22 protein-coding genes are annotated in these 24,034 nt (G+C 42.7%); 19 read left to right on the top strand and 3 right to left on the bottom strand.

Going from position 1 to position 24,034, the window contains the following annotated elements:
- Window positions 1–68: 68 nt before the first annotated feature.
- From dut to DV872_RS16445, 7 genes are read left to right on the top strand one after another with little or no spacing between them, the layout of a single operon-like run.
- The gene (gene dut / locus DV872_RS16475) at window positions 69–509 is read left to right on the top strand and encodes a dUTP diphosphatase (protein ID WP_114631045.1); all 441 of its coding nucleotides are present in this window, start codon (window positions 69–71) and stop codon (window positions 507–509) included.
- Window positions 506–1,639, top strand: a complete 1,134-nt coding sequence (locus DV872_RS16470; protein ID WP_114631044.1) for a hypothetical protein — start codon at window positions 506–508, stop codon at window positions 1,637–1,639. The genes dut and DV872_RS16470 overlap by 4 nt, the downstream gene beginning before the upstream one ends.
- Window positions 1,614–2,909 (top strand): LptF/LptG family permease, encoded by a 1,296-nt coding sequence (locus DV872_RS16465; protein WP_114631043.1) that lies wholly within the window; start codon window positions 1,614–1,616, stop codon window positions 2,907–2,909. The genes DV872_RS16470 and DV872_RS16465 overlap by 26 nt, the downstream gene beginning before the upstream one ends.
- Window positions 2,906–3,985 (top strand): LptF/LptG family permease, encoded by a 1,080-nt coding sequence (locus tag DV872_RS16460; RefSeq protein WP_114631042.1) that lies wholly within the window; start codon window positions 2,906–2,908, stop codon window positions 3,983–3,985. Before DV872_RS16465 ends, DV872_RS16460 begins: the two co-directional genes overlap by 4 nt.
- A 15-nt stretch (window positions 3,986–4,000) precedes the next feature.
- Complete coding sequence (tgt, locus tag DV872_RS16455) at window positions 4,001–5,116, top strand: tRNA guanosine(34) transglycosylase Tgt (protein WP_114631041.1); 1,116 nt, start codon at window positions 4,001–4,003, stop codon at window positions 5,114–5,116.
- A 3-nt stretch (window positions 5,117–5,119) separates the two neighbouring features.
- Window positions 5,120–6,679: a murein biosynthesis integral membrane protein MurJ gene (murJ, locus tag DV872_RS16450; protein ID WP_147283189.1), complete on the top strand. Its 1,560-nt coding sequence runs from the start codon at window positions 5,120–5,122 to the stop codon at window positions 6,677–6,679.
- A gap of 1 nt (window position 6,680) precedes the next feature.
- On the top strand, window positions 6,681–8,186 hold the full coding sequence (locus DV872_RS16445; RefSeq protein WP_114631039.1) for a HEAT repeat domain-containing protein: 1,506 nt from the start codon (window positions 6,681–6,683) through the stop codon (window positions 8,184–8,186).
- Here DV872_RS16445 and DV872_RS16440 read toward each other — a convergent pair.
- Window positions 8,183–9,022, bottom strand: coding sequence for an AraC family transcriptional regulator (locus DV872_RS16440; RefSeq protein WP_114631038.1), 840 nt, complete (start codon window positions 9,020–9,022; stop codon window positions 8,183–8,185). The two genes, DV872_RS16445 and DV872_RS16440, sit on opposite strands and share 4 nt — an antisense overlap.
- A gap of 100 nt (window positions 9,023–9,122) precedes the next feature.
- On the opposite strand from DV872_RS16440, the gene DV872_RS16435 reads away from it, so the two are divergent.
- The 3 genes from DV872_RS16435 to DV872_RS16425 are packed head-to-tail and all read left to right on the top strand — an operon-like array spanning window position 9,123 to window position 12,141.
- Window positions 9,123–9,806, top strand: a complete 684-nt coding sequence (locus DV872_RS16435; RefSeq protein WP_114631037.1) for a D-lyxose/D-mannose family sugar isomerase — start codon at window positions 9,123–9,125, stop codon at window positions 9,804–9,806.
- A complete protein-coding gene (locus tag DV872_RS16430) occupies window positions 9,803–11,017 on the top strand; it encodes a carbohydrate kinase family protein (RefSeq protein ID WP_114631036.1) in 1,215 nt (404 codons plus the stop codon). Before DV872_RS16435 ends, DV872_RS16430 begins: the two co-directional genes overlap by 4 nt.
- Complete coding sequence (locus DV872_RS16425) at window positions 11,014–12,141, top strand: mannitol-1-phosphate 5-dehydrogenase (RefSeq protein WP_114631035.1); 1,128 nt, start codon at window positions 11,014–11,016, stop codon at window positions 12,139–12,141. Before DV872_RS16430 ends, DV872_RS16425 begins: the two co-directional genes overlap by 4 nt.
- Before the next feature lie 66 nt (window positions 12,142–12,207).
- On the opposite strand, the gene DV872_RS16420 is transcribed toward DV872_RS16425, so the two are convergent.
- Window positions 12,208–13,014, bottom strand: coding sequence for an AraC family transcriptional regulator (locus DV872_RS16420; protein ID WP_158547011.1), 807 nt, complete (start codon window positions 13,012–13,014; stop codon window positions 12,208–12,210).
- A gap of 153 nt (window positions 13,015–13,167) precedes the next feature.
- Between DV872_RS16420 and DV872_RS16415 the strand changes: the two genes are divergently transcribed.
- The 6 genes from DV872_RS16415 to DV872_RS16390 all read left to right on the top strand — a co-directional run bounded on the left by DV872_RS16415 (window position 13,168) and on the right by DV872_RS16390 (window position 19,297).
- Complete coding sequence (locus DV872_RS16415; protein ID WP_114631033.1) at window positions 13,168–13,947, top strand: glutamine amidotransferase; 780 nt, start codon at window positions 13,168–13,170, stop codon at window positions 13,945–13,947.
- A gap of 178 nt (window positions 13,948–14,125) precedes the next feature.
- Window positions 14,126–15,403, top strand: a complete 1,278-nt coding sequence (locus DV872_RS16410; RefSeq protein WP_199563496.1) for an ABC transporter substrate-binding protein — start codon at window positions 14,126–14,128, stop codon at window positions 15,401–15,403.
- Window positions 15,381–16,421, top strand: coding sequence for a carbohydrate ABC transporter permease (locus DV872_RS16405; RefSeq protein WP_216664407.1), 1,041 nt, complete (start codon window positions 15,381–15,383; stop codon window positions 16,419–16,421). The genes DV872_RS16410 and DV872_RS16405 overlap by 23 nt, the downstream gene beginning before the upstream one ends.
- An 11-nt stretch (window positions 16,422–16,432) precedes the next feature.
- The gene (locus DV872_RS16400) at window positions 16,433–17,278 is read left to right on the top strand and encodes a carbohydrate ABC transporter permease (protein WP_114631032.1); all 846 of its coding nucleotides are present in this window, start codon (window positions 16,433–16,435) and stop codon (window positions 17,276–17,278) included.
- A 16-nt stretch (window positions 17,279–17,294) separates the two neighbouring features.
- The gene (locus tag DV872_RS16395; RefSeq protein ID WP_114631031.1) at window positions 17,295–18,305 is read left to right on the top strand and encodes a Gfo/Idh/MocA family protein; all 1,011 of its coding nucleotides are present in this window, start codon (window positions 17,295–17,297) and stop codon (window positions 18,303–18,305) included.
- Window positions 18,302–19,297: a Gfo/Idh/MocA family protein gene (locus DV872_RS16390; protein WP_114631030.1), complete on the top strand. Its 996-nt coding sequence runs from the start codon at window positions 18,302–18,304 to the stop codon at window positions 19,295–19,297. Before DV872_RS16395 ends, DV872_RS16390 begins: the two co-directional genes overlap by 4 nt.
- A 64-nt stretch (window positions 19,298–19,361) precedes the next feature.
- On the opposite strand, the gene DV872_RS16385 is transcribed toward DV872_RS16390, so the two are convergent.
- Complete coding sequence (locus DV872_RS16385; protein WP_114631029.1) at window positions 19,362–20,564, bottom strand: ROK family transcriptional regulator; 1,203 nt, start codon at window positions 20,562–20,564, stop codon at window positions 19,362–19,364.
- 334 nt (window positions 20,565–20,898) lie between these two features.
- Here DV872_RS16385 and DV872_RS16380 point away from each other — a divergent pair, with 334 nt between their 5' ends.
- From DV872_RS16380 to DV872_RS16370, 3 genes are read left to right on the top strand one after another with little or no spacing between them, the layout of a single operon-like run.
- Window positions 20,899–22,026, top strand: coding sequence for an ROK family protein (locus DV872_RS16380; protein WP_158547010.1), 1,128 nt, complete (start codon window positions 20,899–20,901; stop codon window positions 22,024–22,026).
- Window positions 22,019–23,230: a diphosphate--fructose-6-phosphate 1-phosphotransferase gene (locus DV872_RS16375; RefSeq protein WP_114631027.1), complete on the top strand. Its 1,212-nt coding sequence runs from the start codon at window positions 22,019–22,021 to the stop codon at window positions 23,228–23,230. The genes DV872_RS16380 and DV872_RS16375 overlap by 8 nt, the downstream gene beginning before the upstream one ends.
- A gap of 18 nt (window positions 23,231–23,248) precedes the next feature.
- Entirely contained in the window at window positions 23,249–24,025 is a 777-nt protein-coding gene (locus DV872_RS16370; RefSeq protein ID WP_114631026.1) for a PIG-L deacetylase family protein, read from the top strand.
- Window positions 24,026–24,034 lie beyond the last annotated feature (9 nt).

Raw genomic sequence — 24,034 nt, 5'->3', positions numbered from 1 at the left:
AACAGTCCCTGTTTCAGGGGCTGTTTTTTTGTTTAAATTTCATAGATAGAATAATAATGAGGACTTAAATGGATACTGTTGCTGTTAAATTGACCGGTCCCGAGGACATGATGCCCCATTACGGAACAGAAGATTCGGCGGGAGCCGATCTCAGGGCCTGTGTAGATTCGCCTGTTACTCTTGCTCCCGGGGAAAGAAAACTGATCCCCACAGGACTGCGTATGGCAATCCCTTCAGGGTATGAAGGACAGGTAAGACCCCGTTCCGGACTGGCTGTTAAGAAGGGTCTCACAGTTTTAAATACTCCGGGAACTATCGATGCAGATTACAGAGGGGATGTTATGGTTATCCTGATCAACCTGGGCCGGGAGGATGTTGTTATTGAGCGGGGCGAAAGAATTGCCCAGCTGATCATAGCACCAGTGACAAGAGCTGATTTTCAGTTCACTGATAACCTTGAGGATACAGCCAGAGGCAGCGGCGGTTTCGGTTCTACCGGAGTCAAATGAACAAGTTCTCTTTCTTATCAATCTTTCTGATTTTACTGTCTTTTCAGACAACTTTATATTGTTCTGCAGATGACTTTTCTGCAGCTGACTTTTCTGCAAATGAAGAGTTATTGCTGAAATACAGGATCAACGGGGATTATCTGAAAGAATCCAATCTGAGAACAGTACTGGAAGAGTTGCTGTTCTCAGAAACTGACCCTTTAAGTAGAACAGCATTAAAAAGACTTCTTTATCAGGAGCTTATAGAGCTTCCGGATGATATCTTTTTTGATAAACATATCTCTGCACTGGCTGCCGATGGAGATGATCTGTGGATGGGCAGCCGAAGCGGGGATATTGCCCGTTATTCATTATCTGAAAAGAGCTGGAAATCCTTTATCAGAGGGCAGGACTCTCTTGCCATCAAAACCATGCAGACCATACTTCCGGACCATGAACGAATCTGGTTTCTTTCATACGGCAGTGTGGGTGTATATTCAAAAAGACACAGCAGGCTTATTTATCTGGATATTCCGGATGAGAAGGATTACAGAGGTCTCCAGAGCGGGATTGTTGTGGGTACCGGACTTATTACAGGTACCCAGTCCCGTGGACTGAGACGGATACGTCTGGACAGTCAGTCTGTGCTGCCTCTTGCATCGGATTTAAGGAATGTTACTTTTCTTCAGGCTCTGGATGATCAGCGCATCCTTGCGGGTAGTGAAGAGGATGGTTTATTTATACTGGACCGAAGTTTTAATGCATCAGCTGCAGGTCAAAACAGCAGGCAGCTTTCTGCAGCCAGAGCTGTCCTGGGCGATTCCAGGAGTCGTATGATAGCAGGCAGTTACGGGGGCGGGCTCTATAAGCTTGTCAGACAGGGGGATAAATATGATATAGTTCTCCTGAACAGCCGGACCCGCTGGATTACAGGGGGTGTGGAGCTGCCGGAGCACTTTTGTTTTTCAACTCTGGGACAGGGGCTTCTTGTCATGGAAAAAGAGAGTCTTGAAATCAGTTATTTGGGAATTTCTGAAGGACTGGGTGGGCTTGATATGAGCTCTATTGCTTATGTTGAACCTTATATAATTTGCGCCGTACAGGAACAGGGACTGGTTAAGATACATGAAGACTTATTTAGAACACCCTAATTCATACAAAACCCTGTATCTATATATTGCCAGGGAGTTTTTTCTCTCATTTTTTGTCTCATTTCTTTTCTTTTTCTTTATCTTTTTTATCAATCAGCTTCTGCTTCTGGCAGAGGATATTCTTGAGAAACAGGTCCCTTTCACTTATGTTATGAGGCTTATTTTTTACTCTCTTCCTTCAATAATTGCCATATCATTTCCATTTGCAACTCTTGTGGGAACACTTATGACCTATGGCCGCTTCTCTTCGGATAATGAAATCCTAGCAATGAAGTGTTCGGGGATTACATATAACAGGATTTTTCTACCGGTTTTTCTTATTGGAATTCTGTTCTCTTTTGTTTCATTCTTTGTAAACGACTATCTTCTGCCTGTGGGGACAATCAATTTCACCAGACTCTATAGGGAGATGATCTACCGGAATCCCGAGGTTGAACTGGAATCATTTTCGGTGAAATATTTTCAGGAAAGTATTATTATTACGGGTCAGGTTGAAGGGAAATCCATTGATAATCTGATCATAGTTGAAAAAGACAAGGAATCAAACCGTAGAATTATTCTGGCGAATCAGGCCTATATCAATAATGCTCATGAAGAAGCAGGGGTTCTATCATTTCAGCTTGATAATATTCTTGATCATAAACCTGAAAAGCGGAACAGAGGTGAATTCATTTATTCTGAGGCTGATAAAATGATCTATAACATATTGCTTAAGGATATAACTTCTTCAATTCGAAATCCGGGTCCAAGGGAGATGAGCTCTCTGGATGTTTACCGGGAAATTCAGGTAAAGCAGCTTCGTTACGATGAAAAAGTCAGGCAGAGAGATAAGCAGAGCCTGAGATATTATACTGAGATGTACGGCAGCTGGAAGTTGATGAACCAGGAGAGTAATCCCAGGCTTGTTCAGAATTTCCCGACGAAGATTAAAAATTTCAGAACTCAATACCTGAATTCTGCAGGAACAATGGTTAAAGACCGTTCTCTGCAAATATGGAAGCTTGAGTTTTTTCAGAAATTTTCGATTCCCTTTTCCTGTCTCCCCTTTGTAATCCTGGCATTTCCTCTGGGGCTCTATACCAAGAGAAGCGGTAAATCAATGGGCTTTGGAATAGGACTTTTTATTACCATAATCTACTGGGGTATGCTTGTTGCAGGGAGAACCCTGGGAATACGAACCTTTTATCCTCCGGCTCTGACCATGTGGCTGCCTAATATGCTGATTTTTTCTATAGGTTTTATTCTTTATCTTTTCAGGGCGGGTAAATGAAAGCTCTTCATAAAATGATAATGAAAGATTTTATTCCAACACTCCTTGTGGCTCTGATCTTTTTTATTATGATACTGCAGCTGGTGGATATCTTTGCCAATCTCTGGCGTTATCTGAATGCGGAAGTACCAATGGCAGCCATATTGAGAGTGACTCTGCTCTATACACCAAAGTGTATCTCCTTTGCTCTGCCCATTGCCGTTCTGTTTTCAATTTCCTACACCCTTGGAAACTATTATGCCAATAATGAGCTGATAGCCGTATTCGGTTCAGGCTATTCACTATATCAGCTTACAAGTCCGCTTCTTATTTTTGCAATCTTTTTGAGTCTGGGGGGATATTTTTTCGAAGATAGAATAGTTATTCCCACATTCAAGGAAAAAAATCAGATATCCAGAGAAATTCTGGGACAGACGGTTTCATTCAGTAATTCCAATGTAGCCGTTCTGAGTCATCGTAACCGAGTTATCTATAATGCTGATTTTTATAATGACCGGCGTCAGAGTCTTACGGGTCTTACAGTCCTTTTTCTTGATGAGGAGGGAAATTTTGATTTCAGAGTTGATGGCAATTCAGCTGTCTGGGAAGAAGACCACTGGATAATAAAGAATGCCAGAATTTTTCTGTATGATGATAGAAATGAGTATTTGAAAGAGGATTTTCACAGCAGCTGGGAACATGAGATGCTTGATGAACCGCCTGATTCTTTTAAAAGAATAAGCCGGGATATTGCCGAGATGAGTGCAACTGAGGCCAAGGCATGGGTAGAATCACTCAGGAGAACAGGATTCCCTTTTAAGGGTGCCCTCACAGAGTATTATCAAAGAACTTCATTTGCACTAACTCCTCTTGTTGTAGCTTTACTATCCTGTTCACTGGGAGGACGCTTTAAAAAGAATATTCTGCTGATGAGCCTCCTTTCCAGTCTGGTGGTTTCTGTTATATATTACGTAGCACAAATGGTTATGGTACTTCTGGCTAAGCTGGGGTATATACCGCCTCTCTACGGTGCATGGGCGGCTTTTCTGATTTTTCTGGGTGTAGGGGCTCTGTTATTCAAAACGGCTCAGACATAATTATAGGAGATAAATATGATAGATATTCAATATAGAGATCCTTCCTGCCGTGGAAGAGGCGGTATTCTGCATCTTCCCCACGGAGATGTTGAGGTTCCGGCATTTATGCCTGTAGGGACTAATGGAACCGTCAAGGCGATAAAACATGATTCAGTAGAAGACATGGGTTATACCCTGATTCTGGGAAATACCTACCATCTGTATCTGCGTCCCGGAATGGAGGTTATCGAAGCCGCAGGGGGACTGCATAATTTCAGTTCATGGAAACATAATATTCTCACCGACTCCGGTGGATTTCAGGTCTTCTCACTGGCTCCTTTCAGGAAAATAAGGGAAGAGGGTGTCCGCTTCAGGTCTCATATCGATGGAGCCTATCATGTCTTTACTCCCGAAAAGGTAGTGGAGATTCAGGAAACTCTGGGAAGTGATGTTCAGATGGCTCTTGATGTCTGTACGGCTCCCGGTATCTCCCATAAAGAGGCAGTGGAGTCTCTGGAGATTACTACACGCTGGGCCGCACGGGCCAAAGCACGCTGGGAAAACTGTAAAGATGGTTACCATGGTAAGCTCTTCGGTATTATTCAGGGAAACTTTTATGAAGATCTGAGAAAACGGAGTGCTGAAGAGATTCTTGAACTGGATACTCCCGGGATTGCTATCGGGGGACTCTCTGTTGGTGAATCACCCGAGATGTTCCGTGATTACCTCCACTATACTGCTCAGTTCCTTCCGGAAGATAAACCCCGTTATGTCATGGGAATCGGAACCCCCGATTATATGCTTGAGGCTGTTGAGGCCGGTATTGATATGTTTGACTGTGTTTATCCTACAAGAATTGCCCGAAACGGAACCTGTTTTACCCTGGATGGTAACCTGGCACTGAAGAATGAGAAATGCCGCCTGGATCAGCAGCCCATCGAGCCCACATGTACCTGTCCCGTATGTCAGCAGTACAGCAGATCCTACTTAAGACACCTTTTCAAGGCCAAGGAAATTCTGGGGCCCATGCTTGTTACCGAACACAACCTCCATTTTCTTTATACCTTTATGGAAGAGGTTCGTCAGTCTCTCAGAGAGGGACGCTTCCTGGAGTATAAGAAATCATTCCTGGACCGTTTTCAGAAGAGGTAGCACTTGAAAGAGACAACACGACGGCAGAGCATGCTCTCCACATTGGCAGTTATGGCCGGAACCCTGGGTTCCAGAATCCTGGGTTTCGTCCGTATTGCACTGATCAGCATGTATTTCGGGGCAAGCGGTGAAGCTGATATTCTCAATGCAGTATTCAATATCCCCAACAACTTCAGAAAACTATTAGCCGAAGGAGCACTTTCATCGGCTTTTATTCCAGAACTCTCCAAGCAGATTGTGGCGGATCCGAAAGGACCGGCCTCGAGGAATCTGAGCCGTAGTATTCTGGGGCTGCAGCTGCTTATACTGATTCCATTGTCTTTGGTATGTGTCTTTTTTCCGGAAATAATTCTTAAAATATTTATACGTTTTCCAGAGCCCTGGAAGCTGGAGATGGCGGTACGTTTATTTCGCTGGATATTTCATTATATTCTGCTGATCAGTGTCTCTGCTGTTCTGATGGCTGTGCTGAACTCACATAATCATTTTCTTATTCCCGCACTGTCTCCTCTCCTGTTTTCCATCTCAGTGATTTCATCAATTGTTATCTGGCATGATTCCCTTGGTATATTTTCTATGGTGATAGGTGTACTGGGGGGCGGAGTTGCTCAGATTATCTGGCAGTATCCCAAGTTTCATAAACTGGGCTATTCTCTTATTCCCCGCCTCCATTTTAAGGATGAATCCTTCAGGCGGGTTATGAAACAATGGCTTCCCGTGCTTGTGACATCTTCAATTTTCACTGTGAATCAGATGATTGCAGTGTTTCTGGCCACCGGACTTGATGAGGGTTCTACTACGGCTCTAAGTAATGCCATTGTATTCTGGCAGCTTCCCTTTGGAATCTTCAGTGCCTCCATTGCTACTGTTCTTTTTCCAAAAATGAGCCGTCAGGCTGGAGAAGGTAACCATAAAGGCATGGCATCTACTTTGCAGCAGGGCATTCATATGCTCTCGGTACTCCTTGTTCCCTCATCAATTCTTCTAATGATATTCGGACCTGAACTGATCTCCACAGCCCTGCAGAGAGGTGAATATGATGCGGCAAATTCTCATCTGGCCGCACAGGTATTATTTGCCTATGCTCCCGGAATGTTTTTTGTCGGTTCATATAATTTATTTCAAAGATCTTTCTACTCAAGGGGAAATTTCAAATTTCCTTTGAAAACCGCCCTGGTAACTGTTCTGCTGGATATAATCCTCTCTCTTCTTTTTATCAGAATGGGTAAGGGTGTTGTTTCTCTGGCGTGGGCTAATTCCATAGCTTTCGTCTTTGGTGCCCTTATGATGGCAACAGGAAGTTTTAGAGAGAATATTACACTGGATTTCGGATACCTTGGTAAACAGACTTTTAAGGTTTTTGCAGCTCAGATTCCCATGGTCGCGGCTGCTCTGTTTATGAAACATTTTATTTCTGTTTCTATGTTTTATGAGGGAAGCGGCTGGAAAAACTTCGGCTTTCTTGCAATTGAGGGAATTATCTCTCTTGGTGTACTCTTTTTCTTTTACAGTTTAATGAAACTGGATGTGATGACGATTCTTAAGAGAAGAGGGAGTAAATAACATGAGATTCTTTTTTCTTTTTCTCATAGCACTGCTGATACAGCCGCTCACAGCTCAGGAAACTGCAGGTGAAGCTGCGGGGAGCGAGACTGCTACAGGAACTGCAGCAGAGCCGGTAAAACCCGCAGTTGATGACTCTGCCTTTGAAGACGATTCTAAAGCAGAATCCGAAGCAGATGCAGATGCAGCAAAGAAAGCCGCCGAGGATAAAAAGGCGGAAGAAGAAAAAATTGAGTCCCTGAACAAGGAAAAGCGGGATGTCATCCTCTATGGTATTGATACTGAGGTGCAGGATGTACTCAGCACCATACGCACCCAGAAAGATCTGACCTTCAATGATGATCTTCTTCAGCTTTTAAGTACAAATTCCAATACCGAGATAAACCGGGCAATTTATGATTTTTTTAATGAGATGGAAATTTCTATTGCAGAGGCTCCTGCCCTGGAGCTGCTTCGCAATCATCTCGATGATTACGAATATTCAAATAAACTCCTTCTGTCGGCAATAAGCTATCTGGGGACAATTGAATCAGAGGTGGCGGGTGATCTTTTTTATTCTCTTTTAGAGGATAATAATAAATCAATTGCTTCTTCAGCCCTCAGAGGTATCGGCCGGCTGAAGGATGGCTCCCGGGTCGCAGAGATAATGGATCTTGTTGATGAGTATTCAGGTGATGCCGAATATTCTGATTTTTCAGCAACGGCAATCGCTGTTCTGGGTGAGCTGGATTATAAAGATGCTCAAGTTTTTCTTGAGGATCTCCTTCAGGATGAAGATGCTTCGTCGGCGCAGAGACAGAATGCAGCAATATCAATCGGTATGCTTCAGCATGAAGATGGACTGAAACTCTTAAAGACCATGTATTCAAATTCGGAAGACAGTCTGCTGCGTTCCTATATTCTTCTGGGAATCACAAAATATGAGAATCCCGAGGTGGAAACAATCCTTATTACAGCACTGCGCGATGCATTCTGGAGAATACGTGTTGCTGCTGCCCAGGGACTTGGAGAACGGAAGACTTCGGATGCGGTGAGCATCCTGCAGTATAAGGTCAGAAAAGATCCGGTAAGACATGTACGATATGCATCGATGAAAGCACTTGCCGAGATAGGCGGAGAAGTTGCAGACAAGTTTATTCTGGAGCAGTTTGAGGGAGTGCGGGTCGCTTTTGACCTCAGGCAGAAGGCTCTTGATATGATGATGGAATATAAGATCAACGGCTCTATAGATAGTCTGGAGAAGGTTTTGAGACCTAAATGGTCTTTGGATAAGGATAATGAACTGGGACCTTTCTGTAAGACTCTAAGCAACAGTGAGTGGGACAGTCTGAAACCTTTCTATGTAGAGATGATGGCTCATAATGACTTTATTCTTAAAATCTATGGAATCCGCGGAGTCAAGTTGAACAAGATTGTATCCCTGAAGGATGCTGTTCGGGCAATGGATAATGAAAAAGAGGCGGTAAATGTCCGCCGGGAAGCTAAGGCTGCCCTGGAAAGCTTCTAGTCAGTATTCAGTTCCCTTTTATATCGGCCCGGTGTAATACCGTAAAAATTCCTGAATTTACTGATATAGTAGGACGGGTCTTCAAAGCCGGATTCATAGGCTGCTGTCTCCACACTCCTTCCTTCATGCAGATAAATGAGACTCTTCTCCAGACGGAGTGTCGTCAGATAGGTTGAAAATAATGATTTGGCCCGCTGCTGAAATTTCCTGCTGAAATGATATTTACTAAGATTCAGATGGGCTGCAGTCTCGTCAAGAGAGAGTGGTCTGTGATAATTCTGTTCAAGAAAGCTGATGGTTTTATGGAGGAAATCGTCTCTTTGAGATTTTATCCTCTCTTCTGTCATTATTTCAGGAACCAGTGTGAATAGTCTGAGCATCGCCGCATTCTGTTCAAGGATGTTCCCTTTTTCAAGAATATTCAGAACCTCTATCAGTTTTTCTTCTGCATCTCCGGAGATTATCACTCCCTTTATCCCCCGAATCAGCTGATTTATCATCTCTGTATCCAGATACTTAAAAAACTCAGGATTTAAATGCCAGACCTTAAAGAGGGAAGATTCATGATCGGAACCTTTTGTCTGATACGAATGGAGAGTGCCCGGTGGAATAATAAGCAGTGTTGTATCTGACAGTGCAAAGCTTCTCTCTTCCATGTGTACATTACCCTTTATATATCTCAGAAGATTTATCTCCAGGCTGTCATGATAGTGGAGGCGGATATTGTGTGAGATCCTACTGTTATGACTGAGGCAGCGGACAGGATTGTCCTGATTCAGCCCCTTCTCTTCATATTTGAGGCCTCTGGGATGAATTGTTTCATTTAAAAAACTCATATAAGCAATATATTCCTATAAAACAGCAATAAAATGCATGTCATTCACTTTAATATAGCAATATTATTGTTTTAGTATTGCATACTGTCAAGGAGCTGTCATGAAACGAAGCCGTATAAATCAAATTGTCTCACAGAGTATCAGTTTTATGGAGGATCATTCCTGGTCTCTGCCCGAATGGGCATATTGGAATGAGAGTGACTGGAAAAAATCAAGGTCCGACTGTCAGCGTATTTTTGATTGTCAGCTGGGCTGGGATATTACAGATTTTGGATCATCTGACTTCTCCAAGAGAGGGCTTATCATGTTTACACAGCGCAACGGCGGTGTATCCAACCCCGGGAAAACTTATGCCGAGAAGATCATGATTGTGGGAGACTCCCAGGAAACCCCCTTTCACTTCCACTGGAATAAGATGGAAGATATCATTAATAGGGGGGGAGGGAAACTGATGTTTCAGCTCCATAAGGCAACATCTGATGAACAGCTCAGTGATGAGGCTTTTGATGTGTATATAGATGATCGAAGATACCGAATCAATGGTGGAGAGTATATTTCTCTGAATCCGGGGCAGAGTCTCTGTCTGGAAACTCATGTCTATCACCGCTTCTTTGCCGAAGACGGAGATGTATTGTGCGGAGAAGTCAGTAAGGTCAATGATGATAATTCGGACAACCGTTTTTATGAAGATGTGGGCCGTTTTCCTGATATAGAAGAGGATGAAGAGATAGGTCATTTTCTTGTAAATGATTATAAACAATTCCAGGAGCACGGGACCCTATGAAAAAGAGAATTTCCGGAGCCGGATGCTGTCTTCTTGACTATTTGTATAGGGACTGCTCCTTTGATTCTGATACATTTATAAAATACTGCTCCCTCAAGGCGGGAGATGGAGGACTTATACCGGGAAATCTTGTCTTTGCAGAAGATCTTGCCGTCTTTGCCGGAAAGGATGAAGATTCTATTCTCCATGAATTGACCTCAGGGGCAGTCCCTGATGCTGTTAATCTGGGCGGTCCCGGAATTGTTCCTATGGTACATGCTGCTCAGTTGCTTAAAGATTGGAACTGCAGCTTTTACGGTGTTATAAATCATAGTGATGATTTTAATTTTCTGAAAAGTTTTATTGAAAAGTTTTCACTCTCATATAAGGGCATTGAGAGTGAAGGCGCTCATCCCTCGAGCTCTGTATTGTCAGATCCCTCATACAACAATTCTGCAGGAGAGAGGACATTTATAAACAGACTCGGTGCGGCAGCAGCATTTAATCCTGAGCTGCTGAATGAAGATTTTTTCAGTTCGGATATAGTTCTCTGGGGTGGTACGGCCCTTGTTCCTCCGCTCCATGATGTTCTTGGATCACTTTGCAGGGATGTGCATGAGAGAGGCGGGCTCAATATCGTCGGTACAGTTTATGATTTCAAGAATGAGTCTGCAGCGCCGGATAAGCCCTGGCCCCTTGGAAACTCTGATGAACCCGCTTATCCCTTTATTGATCTACTGATTTGTGACTATGAAGAAGCATTGAGACTGTCAGGTGAAGACAATTTAGAATCTGTCCTGGATTTTTTTATTAAAAGCGGCATCCGGGCATGCATAATTACCCGTGGAAATGAGGATGTACTGCTTTTTGCCGAAAACAGCCCTGTTTTTGAATCCTGCTCTCTATATTCCCTTCCGGTTAGTCCTTTTGTAGATTTAGATTTGAAGAAACATCCTGACAACAGGGGTGACACTACGGGCTGCGGGGATAATTTTATGGGAGGAGTTCTGGTTTCCATTGCAAGGCAACTTGAAACTTCCCGCAGTATTGATCTCCAAAAAGCAGCAGTGGAAGGAATAGCAGCCGGAGGTCTTGCTCTATATACAATGGGAGGATGTTTCAATGAGATCTATCCCGGTGAGAAGGAAGAACGATTGAGTACCATAAGAGAAGATTATATCAAAAATACTTTACCGGGAATAAACACCAGCCCTGAAGGAGAGTCAGAATGAAGAATGCAGTTCTCTTTGGGGGAGGCAGTATAGGCAGATCCTTTATTACTCCCGTATTACAGAAGGCCGGGTTCAGGGTCAGTATCGTCGATCTAAACAGTTCTCTCATTAAGCAGCTTAACCGGAAAAAGCAATATGATATTGTGATCCGAAAATCCGGGGGCGATGGAGTCATTACAATTACGGATTTTTCAGCAATAGATGCAGCAGATGAGACTGCTTTGTTCAGTGCATTGAAAGATGCTGATCTTCTGATCTCTTCTGTAGGGATGAGAGGTATGATCTCTGTATGCAGAGTACTGGCAAAAGAGCTTATGAGAAGGGAAGAGAGGGGAGCCGATGCTCCAATGGATCTGATACTGGCAGAAAATATTCCTGCTGCAGCTGCAATCTGCACTGGTATTTTCAGGGAAGAGCTGGGAGAGGATTTTCCTTTGAACAGCCATCTGGGTCTGATTGAAACCAGTATAGGCAAGATGGTACCTCTTCTGACTGAAAAAGACCGAAGGGAAGATCCTCTAAGACTTTTTGCTGAGGAGTATAACACTCTTATACTCGACAGAGAGGGATTCATTAACCCTCCGCCTGTTTCAGCTGATATACAGCTGGTCAGTCCGATACAGGCATATATAGACAGGAAATTATTCATTCATAATATGGGTCATTCCGCAGCAGCTTATCTGGGGAGAAAAAAATATCCTGAAATTACGATGATCTGGGAAGTATTGGAACACCAATCCATCTTCAATCAGCTTCGATCTGCCATGATGACAAGCGCTCATGCATTAAGCAGAGAATATCCCTCTGTATTCACAATTCAGGATCTTGAAAAACATGTAGATGATCTTCTGTTTCGTTTCCAGAATAGATCCCTTGGGGATACGGTAGAGAGAGTAGGTCGGGATCTTAAAAGAAAACTGTCTGCAAAAGACAGAATTGCCGGCAGCCTCAGATTGGCCGAGAAACATAAACTGGATGCATCAGTTTTCTACGAGATATTTGAAGCAGCTCTTATCTTCGGTAAGGCGCCTGCTGCGATGGATGAAGACAGAGAGATTTTCAGAAATTATGAAATGAAGGGGCTGAAGGATATGATGGACCAATTGTCTTTTTCGGGAGAATAATAATTAAATTCGATTTGGGGGGAATATGGGTATCAGAATTGAGAGTGATAAAAGGTGATGCATGGATTAATGCTCATTGAAGCACTGATTCTGAACCATTTGTCTGTACTCTCTTCCTGATATACCGGATTCTTTTCTAAACTCCCGTGAAAAATCATGAATCCTTTTATAACCCAGGTAATCAGATATTTCCCCAATACGCATTTCAGAATATTTCAATAGTCCTTTAGCTTCTTCAATTCTAATGTCTTTCAGCCGCTGGTTGGGAGTTGACCCGACTTCATTTCGACACAAACTGTAAATGGATGACCTGCTCAGCCCCGCTTTTTCTGAAAGCTGTTCAACAGGTATATGATATAATCCTTCACTTCGTATCATATTTTCTATTGATTGCCAGTTTTTTGAGTTTGTCTGTACGATCTGTTTCTTATTATTCCAGAAAATAGAAGCGAGAATATCTAGGAGTATGGAATAGGATAAAAGTGCTCCATTATTGAGATCCACATTATTAGAAATGTCCCAGAGATTATCCCATTTCTCATTCGTTCCAGCAGCTGTATTTATTATTCTTTCATCAGGGGAGAGAACAGGGATTCCTGTTCCTGTAAATCCAACGGAATAAAAATCTACCTCCGAATCATTACCTTCCCAAATGACTTCTTCACCTCCATAATAATAGAGAGTATTTCCTTTTTGCGGATAGTATACTTTTGATCCAATTCTTACTGTGTAGGATCCATCAATAATATAATGGAGCAGATGGCCTGGAAGAGAACTTGTTTTATTATTGTGCAGGGCCGGTCTCTGAAATCGCCAGACACCTGTAATGTTTTCAATAGGACAGCTTCCACATGGGAACAGGTTGTTTGTCATGATATAAGAATAACATAAACTCATCTTAATTCATATTTTCATTGATCTGATAAATAAATCTGATAAATAAATTGTACTCAATGATAAATACAAAAACTCGAATCAGCTCTGATAATATAGATAGTAATTGTTTTACTATCTAAGGAGAATATTATGGCTAGAGTTTGTTATTTCGGAGATTGGGCAGTGATGTGCGGTCCTGTTTTTGCAGAGACACCTTTTAATTATGCTCATAAGGGTCTGGATATTGTCAATTATGGTAAATGGTTGAAAGAGGCATTGGAATCTACCGGGGAACACCAGGTTGATTCAATTCCTACCTGGGAGTTCTATAAAATGGCTCCCGGTGAATACGAAAAAGTTCTTGAAGATTATGATGTGATTATTTTCAGCGATGTAGAATTAAAAAACTTTCAATTATCACCGATTTTTTTTGACAGGCAGAAATTCGGTAAGGCTCCCTTAACATTTCCAGATAGAGTCCGTCTTACTGTTGAGGCAGTTCATTCAGGAAAAAGAATGATGTTTTTAGGCGGATGGCTCTCTTTTTCCGGTGAGATGGGTAAAGGGGGGTGGAATCGAAGCAGGCTGTCAGAGATTCTGCCGGTAAAATGTCTTGATTTCGAAGATCTTGTGGAAAGTACAGAAGGGTTCACCCTTTCATTAACTGACGAAGGTTGTGATTTTTTTAATGAAATAGATTTCAATTCTTTCCCCCCTATCCTTGGATATAATAAAACTCTTCCCAGAGAAAACTGTACAGTTCTCGCTAATGTAAAGGGGAGCAGTGATCCCCTTGTATCAATTGGTGATTTCGGAACGGGGAGAGTGTTGGCTTATATGTCTGATCCTGCTCCCCATTGGGGATGTAATTTTGTGTTCTGGGAGGATTATCCTAAATTCTGGTTAAACTGTCTTGAATCACTGATATAACATAAATCACGTTTTATTCAGGGTAAATACTACTGAAGAGTGGGGTACTGAATAAAAATAAAAGTTGTAAAATAGATAATAAATGTTTCATTTTGAAACAAATCTTGACAATAATGGAAATAGGAAGTTAAAATTAAAAATATCCGGAATTACCGGATAAAACTAAAGGAGTTTTGATATGAAAAAAATGTTTCTACTTTTTTTTATCAGTTCAATGGTATTCACAGCTGCCTTGTTTGCAACTGGTGCCCAGGATGGAGCTGCCGGAGCATCTGATAAGGTGACTATCACAATTGAAAGCTGGAGGAATGATGATTTAGCAATCTGGGAAGATATACTGATCCCTGCATTTAATAAACATTATCCTGACATAACAGTTGTTTTTTCTCCTACACCCCCGGCAGAATATAATTCTTCATTGAATGCCAAGCTTGAAGGTGGAACTGCGGGTGATCTTATCACTGCTAGACCCTTTGATGCCTCCCTTATTCTATTTCAGCAGGGAAATCTTGCTACCCTCAATGATCTGGATGGAATAGACAATTTTTCATCTGTAGCAAAAAGCGCATGGATCACAGACGACGGCAGCGATGTATTTGCTGTTCCCATGGCATCTGTTATCCATGGTTTCATTTACAATGCAGATATCTTTAGTGAGCTGGGACTGACAGAACCCGAAACTGAAGCAGAATTCTTTGATATTCTGGAGAAAGTAAAGGCAGACGGCCGTTATGTTCCTTTAGCCATCGGTACTTCGGACCTCTGGGACGTAGCCACTATGGGATTTCAGAATATCGGTCCTAACTACTGGAAGGGTGAAACAGGTAGAAATAACCTAATCAGCGGTAAAGAAAAATACACAGACGATCAGTATGTAGCTGTATGGGAAACTCTTGCAAAATGGGCTCCCTATATGTCTAAAGGATTTGAAGCTCAGTCTTATCCTGATTCACAGAACCTTTTTACTCTAGGTAAGGCAGCAATCTATCCTGCAGGTTCCTGGGAAATCGGTGTATTCAATGAACAGGCAGATTTCAATATGGGAGCCTTTCCTGCACCTGTTAGAAATAAAGGTGATGAGCTCTACATAAGCGACCATACAGACATTGCTTTAGGTATGAATTCTACTACTGAAAATCCTGAAGCCTGTAAAACTTTCCTGACCTGGATGACAACAAAAGAGTTCGCAGAACTATACAGCAATGCTCTGCCCGGTTTCTTCAGTCTGGGTGATTTCAAACTGACCCTGGATGATGCACTGGCTTCTGAGATTATCGGATGGCGTCAGATTGCTAAGACAACAATTAGAAACTCATATCAGATCCTCGGCAGAGGAGAGCCAAACCTTGAAAGTGAACTGTGGGTAAATACAGCAAAGGTTATCAATGGAACTATGACTCCTGAAGAAGCAGCTAAGACTGTTCAGGACGGTCTTGATAGATGGTATAAACCATAATCCTTCATTTAATACAGCCGGCCGTAAGGTCGGCTTTTTCACATCTGATAAAACGAGAGGTTACAGCGGCATGAGCAAAGCCCCCCCTAACAGTCAATATAAACAGAAACAGAAGTTCAGGACATATATATTAGTCTTTCTGGCTCCGGCCTGTTTAGTCTATACAATGTTTATGATTTATCCGCTTCTGAGTTCTTTAGGACTCAGTTTTTTTACAGCTGATAAGGCAGGTAATGAGTCATTTACAGGTTTTGCTAATTTTATCAAACTCATGACAGATGATCTCTGGGCTCCACGTTTCTGGGGAGCTTTATGGAATAATGTGAAATTTTTTATTGTACATTCACTGGTTCAAAACCCTGTAGGTTTGTTACTGGCATCTCTTCTGGTCAATCAATCACTGAAAGGACGTACAACATTCAGAACTATTCTTTTTCTTCCAACCACGCTGTCCGTAGTCATTGTTGGATTTGCATGGCAACTTATTTTGAGCCCTCTCTGGGGAGTTGCTGAAACAGGAATGGCTCTCTTTGGTCTTGAAAAGTATTTTCTGCCATGGCTGGGTCTTGAAAAATATGCACTCACAACTCTTTCACTAGTCTCGGTATGGCAGTTTATTGGTATTCCGATGATGTTGTTCTATACAGGACTTCTCGGTATCCCTCACGAGCTTGTTGAAGCGGCGACTGTGGATGGAGCAAGCGGCTGGACGGTTTTCTGGAGAATAAAATTCATCCTCATACTTCCAATCGTAGGAATTGTTTCCGTTTTAACATTTGTAGGTAATTTCAATGCCTTTGATCTTGTTTATACGACTCAGGGCGTTCTGGCGGGACCTGACTATTCCACGGATCTCCTTGGAAATCTTTTCTATAGAACTTTCTTCGGTCATCAGCTTCAACTTGGTAATCCGACCATGGGTGCTACAGTCGCAACCATGATGTTTCTGATTATTTTGGCATTTGTTCTGCTCTACACCTATGTCTGGCAGCGGCGCGTAACTAGCTATGAGTATTGAAGGAGAGGGACATGAAACGAAGAAAATATAATTCCGGGCCTGCCAGTCGGGTCATACAGTATTTGACACTGATCCTTTTCTCTGCACTGGCTCTCTTTCCCATACTCTTAGTGATCAGTAATTCTTTTAAGACAAGAAAGGCCATTTTTGCATCACCCCTCGCCTTTCCCACTCCCGAAACTTTCAGCCTGAAGGGCTATAACACGGTTCTGCTCCGGTCAAATTACTTCTCCTATTTCGGTAACAGTATTATTGTTACACTTATCAGTCTTGCTTTAATTATTCTATTCGGGGCTATGGCAGCATGGGCCCTGTCAGAATATAAGTTTAAAGGGAATAAGTATCTGGGACTGTATCTTGCTCTGGGTATTATGATACCTATTCGATTAGGAACTGTTGCCATACTCAGACTCTGTGTCTCTCTGGGACTGGTGAACACTCTTCTGGCTCTTATCCTGGTATATACGGCTCAGGGATTGCCTCTGACTATTTTTATTATGCAGCAGTTCATGATCCAGATTCCATCGGGTCTTAAAGATGCGGGTCGGGTAGACGGAGCAACAGAATACCGCATCTTCTTTCTCATATTACCCATGGTTAGACCTGCTCTGGCTACAGTTGCTGTATTTACCATGATGCCCATATGGAACGATCTCTGGTTTCCCCTGATATTGGCACCAAGTGAAGGAACAAAGACATTGATTCTCGGGGCCCAGATGTTTTTAGGACAGTTTGTAACAGATTGGAATTCTGTATTATCAGCACTGACCATGGCCATAGTGCCTGTAATTATTCTTTACATAATTTTTTCAAAACAGTTGATCAGCGGTTTGACTGCCGGATCAATCAAAAGCTGATAGAGGAGTCTCCCATATGAGAATTGGTATAGCCGGAGCCGGAGTAATGGGCTCTATTCATGGGTTTGCATGGCAAAAAACAGGAGCAGAAATCACTGCTGTTCTTGATAAAAACAAAGAGCTGGCAGCCCCTTTGGCCGATAAACTGGGTGTTCCCTTTTATACAGATTTAAAGGATATGATTCCCCACATCGATGTGATTGATGTCTGTGTTCCTACATTTCTGCACCACCCGATTGTAATGGAAAGTGCCCGGAACGGGATTCATGTGATCTGTGAAAAACCCCTGGCCAGGACTCTGGAACAGGGGGTCGAAATGGTCCGGGAATGCCGAAAGAATAGTGTTAAACTGCTGCCGGGCCATGTGTTGAGATTTTTTCCTGACTACATAGATGCAAGAGAAGCAGTTCAGAGAGGAGATTTGGGGAAACTGGGTCTCATCAGGCTTTCCCGTGAGTCTTTTGCGCCTCGAAAGTCCAAGGATAACTGGTTTCTTGATTATGAAAAATCAGGGGGGATTCTTTTGGATCTTTGTCTGCATGATCTGGATTATGCCCGCTGGATAGCAGGTGAGGTCACCTCAGTCTATGCAAAAACTATAAAGAGTGATAATCCCGAACTGGCCTGTGATCATGCCCTCGTTATTCTGGAGCATAAATCGGGAGTTCTCAGTCATATTCAGGGATCATGGTCTTATCCCGCACCTGAGTTTCATACAAAGTTTGAGATAGCCGGCTCCCGGGGACTCTTAACACACAATTCTGATGACTCTGCTCCCATATCCCTTCATATGCATGCCGGGAAAAAGGATACCGCCGGTAAAGTTGCAGTTCCTCTGAGTCCATTGGAAAATAGTCCCTATGAAATAGAAATACAGGCTTTTTATGATCACCTTGAGGGGGATTCCCCTCTTCCTGTCAAAGATAGTGATGCTCTGGCTGCACTGCAGATTGCTCTTGCAGCTCTGGAGTCTTCAAAAACAGGCCGGAACATCATGATTCCTGAGCTTGAGGAGGTTCAGTCATGAGAATCGGAATACTGAGTTTTGCCCACATACATGCCGAATCTTATGCTGATATTCTTAAAAGCAGAGAGGATGTTGATTTTATAGGATTCTTTGATGATGATTTAGAACGTGGAAAAGAGATTTCCAGGAAGTTCCAAATCCCTTTCTTTGAAGAGCTGGAGGCATTCTATGCTCAGAAACCTGAGGCTGTGATCATATGCAGTGAAAATGCCAGGCATAAATATTTTGCAGAGTCCGCAGCCGGGGCTGCCTGTTCAGTTCTCTGTGAGAAACCATTGGCTACATCTGTTGAGGATGCCCGGTTTATGGTTGATCTGTTTAATGAGAAAAAATTACTTTTGATGACTGCTTTTCCCATGCGGTATTCAATTCCCGTTGTTGAGGCTAAAAAACTGATGGACAGCGGCGGGCTGGGGCAGGTTTATTGTGTCAACTCCTGTAATCAGGGAAAACTGCCCAGGAACCTGCGAAGCTGGTTTGTTGATAAAGAGCTGGCGGGGGGAGGTGCTGTATCAGATCACCTTGTGCATCTAACGGATATATTTCGCTGGATTTTTAAAAAGGAAGTTCATGAAATCTTTGCTCGCTCCAATCGAAATCTTCATGCTGATGATCCTGATCTTGAAGTCGAAACAGCAGGTTTGGTTATGATATCCTTTAAAGACGGTCCTTTTATCTCAATCGACTGCAGCTGGTCCAGACCGCAGGGATACCCCATATGGGGTGGTCTCCGTTTTGAATTGATTGGTGAGAAGGGAAATCTCAATGTAGACGCATTCAAGCAGACCATGCAGTTGTATTCTGAAAAATCACAGCCCGAGTGGCTATACTGGGGAAGCAATGCGGACAGTATGATGATTGATGACTTTATTCTTTCCCATAGTACTGGAAAAACACCCAGGGTCAGTGGAGAAGACGGATTGAAGGCTGTTGAAGTTGTACAGGCTGCCTATAGATCTATAGAGTCCGGCCAGGCGGAGCTGATAATCTAAAATAAAAGAGATAAATCCGGGAAGAGCTGCCGCTTGGTGCAGCCTTTTCCGGATGCTCTGTCTGTCAGGATAATATTTTATGCTGTATAAGCTGGTCTATGCATAGAATTGCAGAACCTATCATGCCGACATCCTTGGAATTCAATGATTTTCTGACAATAAAATCCCGGCTGAGCCATTGACTGCTCTCCTCAAGAATTCCCTGATATACACTGGAAATCAGGGGTGATCCAAAATCTGATAAATCTCCGCCGATGATAACAGAGTCCGGATCAAGGAATACGACCATTTTACCCACTGTTCTTCCAAGTGTTTTGCCGGCATCCTGAATAATTTGTGAAGATAAGGGATCTCCTGCTTTGAAGGCATTATATATATCTTTTACAATTAATTTCCCATTGGAATTAAGCTGTTCGGATAACCTGGATTGCACTCCACCGGCCAGTTCTTTTTCAGCCAGACTGATAAGAGCATCCCCTCCGACTACTGATTCAAGGCATCCTTTTTTTCCGCACTTACAAAGGTTTGCATTATTATCAATTGTGATATGGCCTATATTGCCGCCCATCCCTGTACTGCCTCTGTATATATTTCCATCTATGAGAATCCCTGAACCTATACCGAATCCTGCTTTTATAAAAAGGAGATTACTACTCTTTAAATCTTCCGAAATATAATTCTCACCCAAAGCCATTGAGTGTACTTCATTGTCTACATACACATCGCAGCCCATAGTATCCTGAAGATATTTTTTAACAGGGTAGTTATGCCAGCCAGGCATGAAAGAAGGATGTACAGCAACACCTCTTTCAAAATCTACAGGAGAAGGAACACCCATGCCGATACCTAAAAAAGTTTTATCACTGTATGGGATAATCTGGTTTTTGATAGATGAAATTATTGTATCAAGTATGGTTTCCGGTCCTGAATCATAATCAATGACAAAATTCTTTTTGGATATCAGTTTTCCTGAGAAATCTGATATTCCGACACAGCAGGAGGCAGCTCCCAGCTCAACCCCTGCAACGATTGCATAGTTCTGATTTATTACAAGGTTTGTTCTTTTAGAAACTATACCATCTTTAAGTATTGATTCTTCCTTTATGATGCCTTGAGCTATCATGGCATCACAGTTTTTTGTAATGGTTGATTTGGAGTACCCTGAAATTTTTCCCAGATCCACTCTGCTGATTGGACCGTAATCCCAGATAAGTTTCAATATCTGCTGGATTGCTAGGTTATAAATGGACTTTTTTGAGGTCCTCATGGGCTGACTCCCGAATTATCTTGATATTATTAAAGTATTTTATTTACAAATAAGAACATGTTAACAGAGAATAATGAAAAAAGGAAGTTAAACTAAAATACTAATAATGACATAATTTCAACAAAAAGAAATAATTATGAAACATTGTAATGTTAAATTACAGGTTGTTGTTGAACTAAATCCTTAAACTGATTCTGAAAACGAACATGAGAAGCCTGTCATTACCCAAATAACAATGAGATCTGTTTAACTTGACAATAATGGTCTTAAACCTTTATATTATGTTTGTTGAAACAATCAACAAATGAAAATGAATTTATTTCAGGAGTGGATTATGACCAGCAATAAGGTTCAGGAAGGGAAGATAAACCGCAGCAGAACCATTGAACTCATCCGCAACAGACCCGGTATAAGCCGTATAGAGGCTTCAGACTCTATGGGACTGAATCGTTCCACCCTCACACATATAGTAAATGATCTTCTTGATTTCAAACTTATTACTGAGCAGAAATCCGCCAGAGCCGGAGAACGGGTTGGCCGTATTCCCATCGGCCTCTCTATCGTTGAACGGCCCATTCTAGGTATTGAGTGGCAGGATCATTTTATGCGCTTCAGTCTACAGACACTCACAGGTAAAACTCTGCATCAGGGGCAGGTTGAACTTCTGGATCACGGAATTGATAATTTTAAGGATGAATTGCTGACTCTGATCCCTGAGCTTGAGAGAGAGCATCACTGCAGGATTTACGGAGTCGGTATAGGACTGCCCGGCAGGATTAATCCTCATAAGGGTATTGCTCTGGAATCCCTGCCTCTGGAACTTAATAATTATCCTCTGGCGGAAGTACTGGAGAAAGAGCTGAAGATCCCTGTGTTGCTTGAAAATGATGCCAACTGTTTCGCATGGGGTGAGATTGGAGACCGAAAGGAATTCAAAGGGAATCTTTTGTGTATGCTCCTTGAGTTCCATTCCAATCCTCAAAGTCAAACATGGGATCAGGAAGTCGGTATAGGTGTGGTTACAGGCGGAGAGGTCTACCACGGCTCCTCTTACTCCGCAGGGGAGCTTCAGGTTTCTCCAGTCATAGACTCACTGAGAAATGATTTTCTGAAAATCCTGAACAGCGATAAGCATGAGAATACCGTAGCTTCCCTTGAATACACCTCTCTCTTATTCCGTACTCTCAGTCCTGTTATCTCAACACTTGATCCTGAACTTCTGATACTGGGCGGTGATTTTTATCTTCATAAGACTCTTCTGGAGCCGGCTCTTAAAAAAGTAATTCCCTTTAACTGGAAATTCTCACAGAAGGGAATCTGGGAGGTTGCCGAGGGGGCCGCATCCTTTTTTATCAAGACAATTTTCACTCTTCCCGGATTTGATGATGAAGCCGCTTACAAAGGGGCATGGGAAGAGATTCTTATAGAACAAAAAAAAATTAGTGGAGGTTCACATGTTTAAAGGTAAAGCCGTTATCGGACAGTCCGGCGGTCCTACATCTGTTATTAATTCAAGCCTGGCCGGAGTTATAGTCAAGGCCATGGAACAGGAAGAAATTACTCATGTTCTTGGTATGAATTATGGAATTGAAGGATTTATGAATGAACAGTTCTTCGACCTGAGTGCTCAGAGTCCCGAGGTCATTCAGGGACTGAGGAAAACACCTTCTTCGGCTCTCGGTTCATCCCGGCATAAGCTGGTTGATGCCGATTTCCCCCGTATTCTTGAGGTCCTTAAAAAATATGATATCCGTTTTTTCTTTCTGATTGGAGGGAATGACACCATGGATACGGTTCACCGTATAGAAGCCTACTGCCGTGAGCAGGGTTATGAACTGCGGGGTATAGGGATTCCAAAGACCGTGGACAACGATCTTTTCGGTACTGATTTCACTCCGGGATTTCCCTCCGCTGCCAGAAGCAATATACTCAATGTACAGCAGGCCGGGGTGCTGGCAAAAGATATGAAAAAAGTGGATCAGTTTGTAATTTACCAGACAATCGGAAGAGATGCCGGATGGCTGGCTGCATCTACCGCCATGGCCAGAAAAAAGGAAGGGGATGCACCTCATCTTATCTACTGTCCTGAAATTCCCCTTGATCCTGATAAAATGATTGAAGATGCCAAGGCCTGTGTTGAAAAATACGGCTGGGTATCGGTTGTTGTGAGTGAAGGTCTTCTTTATAAAGATGGAACTCCTGTGAGTGCTGCCGAATCAAAGGATAAGTTCAATAACACCGAGTTCGGTGCTATGGGCGGTGCAAGTGTGGCTCTCAATGTACATAAAATTCTCTCTAAAGCCCTGGATAATGCCAGGGGGGAATTCCAGATAACAGAATCTCTTATTATGAGCGCCTTTGACAGGGCCGAAGCAGAAGACCTTGACTTTGCCTTTGCCTGTGGTGAAGAGGCGGTCAGGCTGGCAGCATCGGGTACCTCAGGGGTTATGGTGACCATTGAAAGGGATGAAAATGATAAATTTACACTCGGCCAGGCAGCTCTCTCTGATGTTGCTGTCAGAGCCAGGGCAATGCCCCGTGATTTTATCAATGAACGTGGCAATGATGTCAGCGAAAAGTTTATGAGCTATATAAGGCCGCTTATCTCGGATCTTCCTGAGTTTGTGGCATTGGAGAAGAAATTTATAAAGGCCCCTGAGGCCTGATATTCAAAGGAGAAAGTGATGACAGATTTTAATAAAAATGTACTAGTTGTACAGGCTCATCCCGATGACGCAGAAGCCTGGTGCGGCGGAACCATAAGACTTCTCATAGATGCAGGGTATAAAATCTCCATTGTCACAATGACTGCCGGAGGGATGGGCGGTATGAGCGGTGACGAAGAAGAGACAATCCGCATCAGAAAGGAAGAAGCTAAAAAAGCGGCGGATGTAGTCAATGCCGACTATTACTGTCTGGATCAGCGGGATGGATATGTTTTTGATAATGAAGATATCAGGATCAAGATGGTGGATATCATCCGGAAGGTTGAGGCAGGGATAATTATCACTCATATTTCCAATGATTATCATCCTGATCACCGGGCAACATCGCTAATATGTGATGCCGCAGCCATAGTGTCAGCTCTCCCCAATGTCCCTTCAAAAGAGAAGCCTCTGCCTGTGACACCATTGCTGTATCACAGTGCTCCCATGAGCCTCTCTGATCCCCTTGGCTTTCCCATACCCGATCCTCACTTCTTTATAGATATCAGCTCGGTAATTGATACTAAACTTGAGATGCTGGGATGCCATCTCTCACAGATGGATCTGATGAAACATATGCATAAAATTGATGATTTTTTTGGAGAAATGAAAAAATTCTCTGCGGAACTCGGTCAGATGGTGGGAGTGGAATACGCCGAATGTTTCTGGCAGCACCTTGGCGGCGGATTTCAGAAAGATCCCCTGATTCAGGAAGTTTTAAAATCAAATTTAATTACAAAACCCTCAAGCCTGTAATGCAGCCTT

Source organism: Oceanispirochaeta sp. M1 (assembly GCF_003346715.1).
Classification (GTDB): domain Bacteria; phylum Spirochaetota; class Spirochaetia; order DSM-2461; family DSM-2461; genus Oceanispirochaeta.
This window is presented reverse-complemented; position numbering and strand designations above follow the sequence as displayed.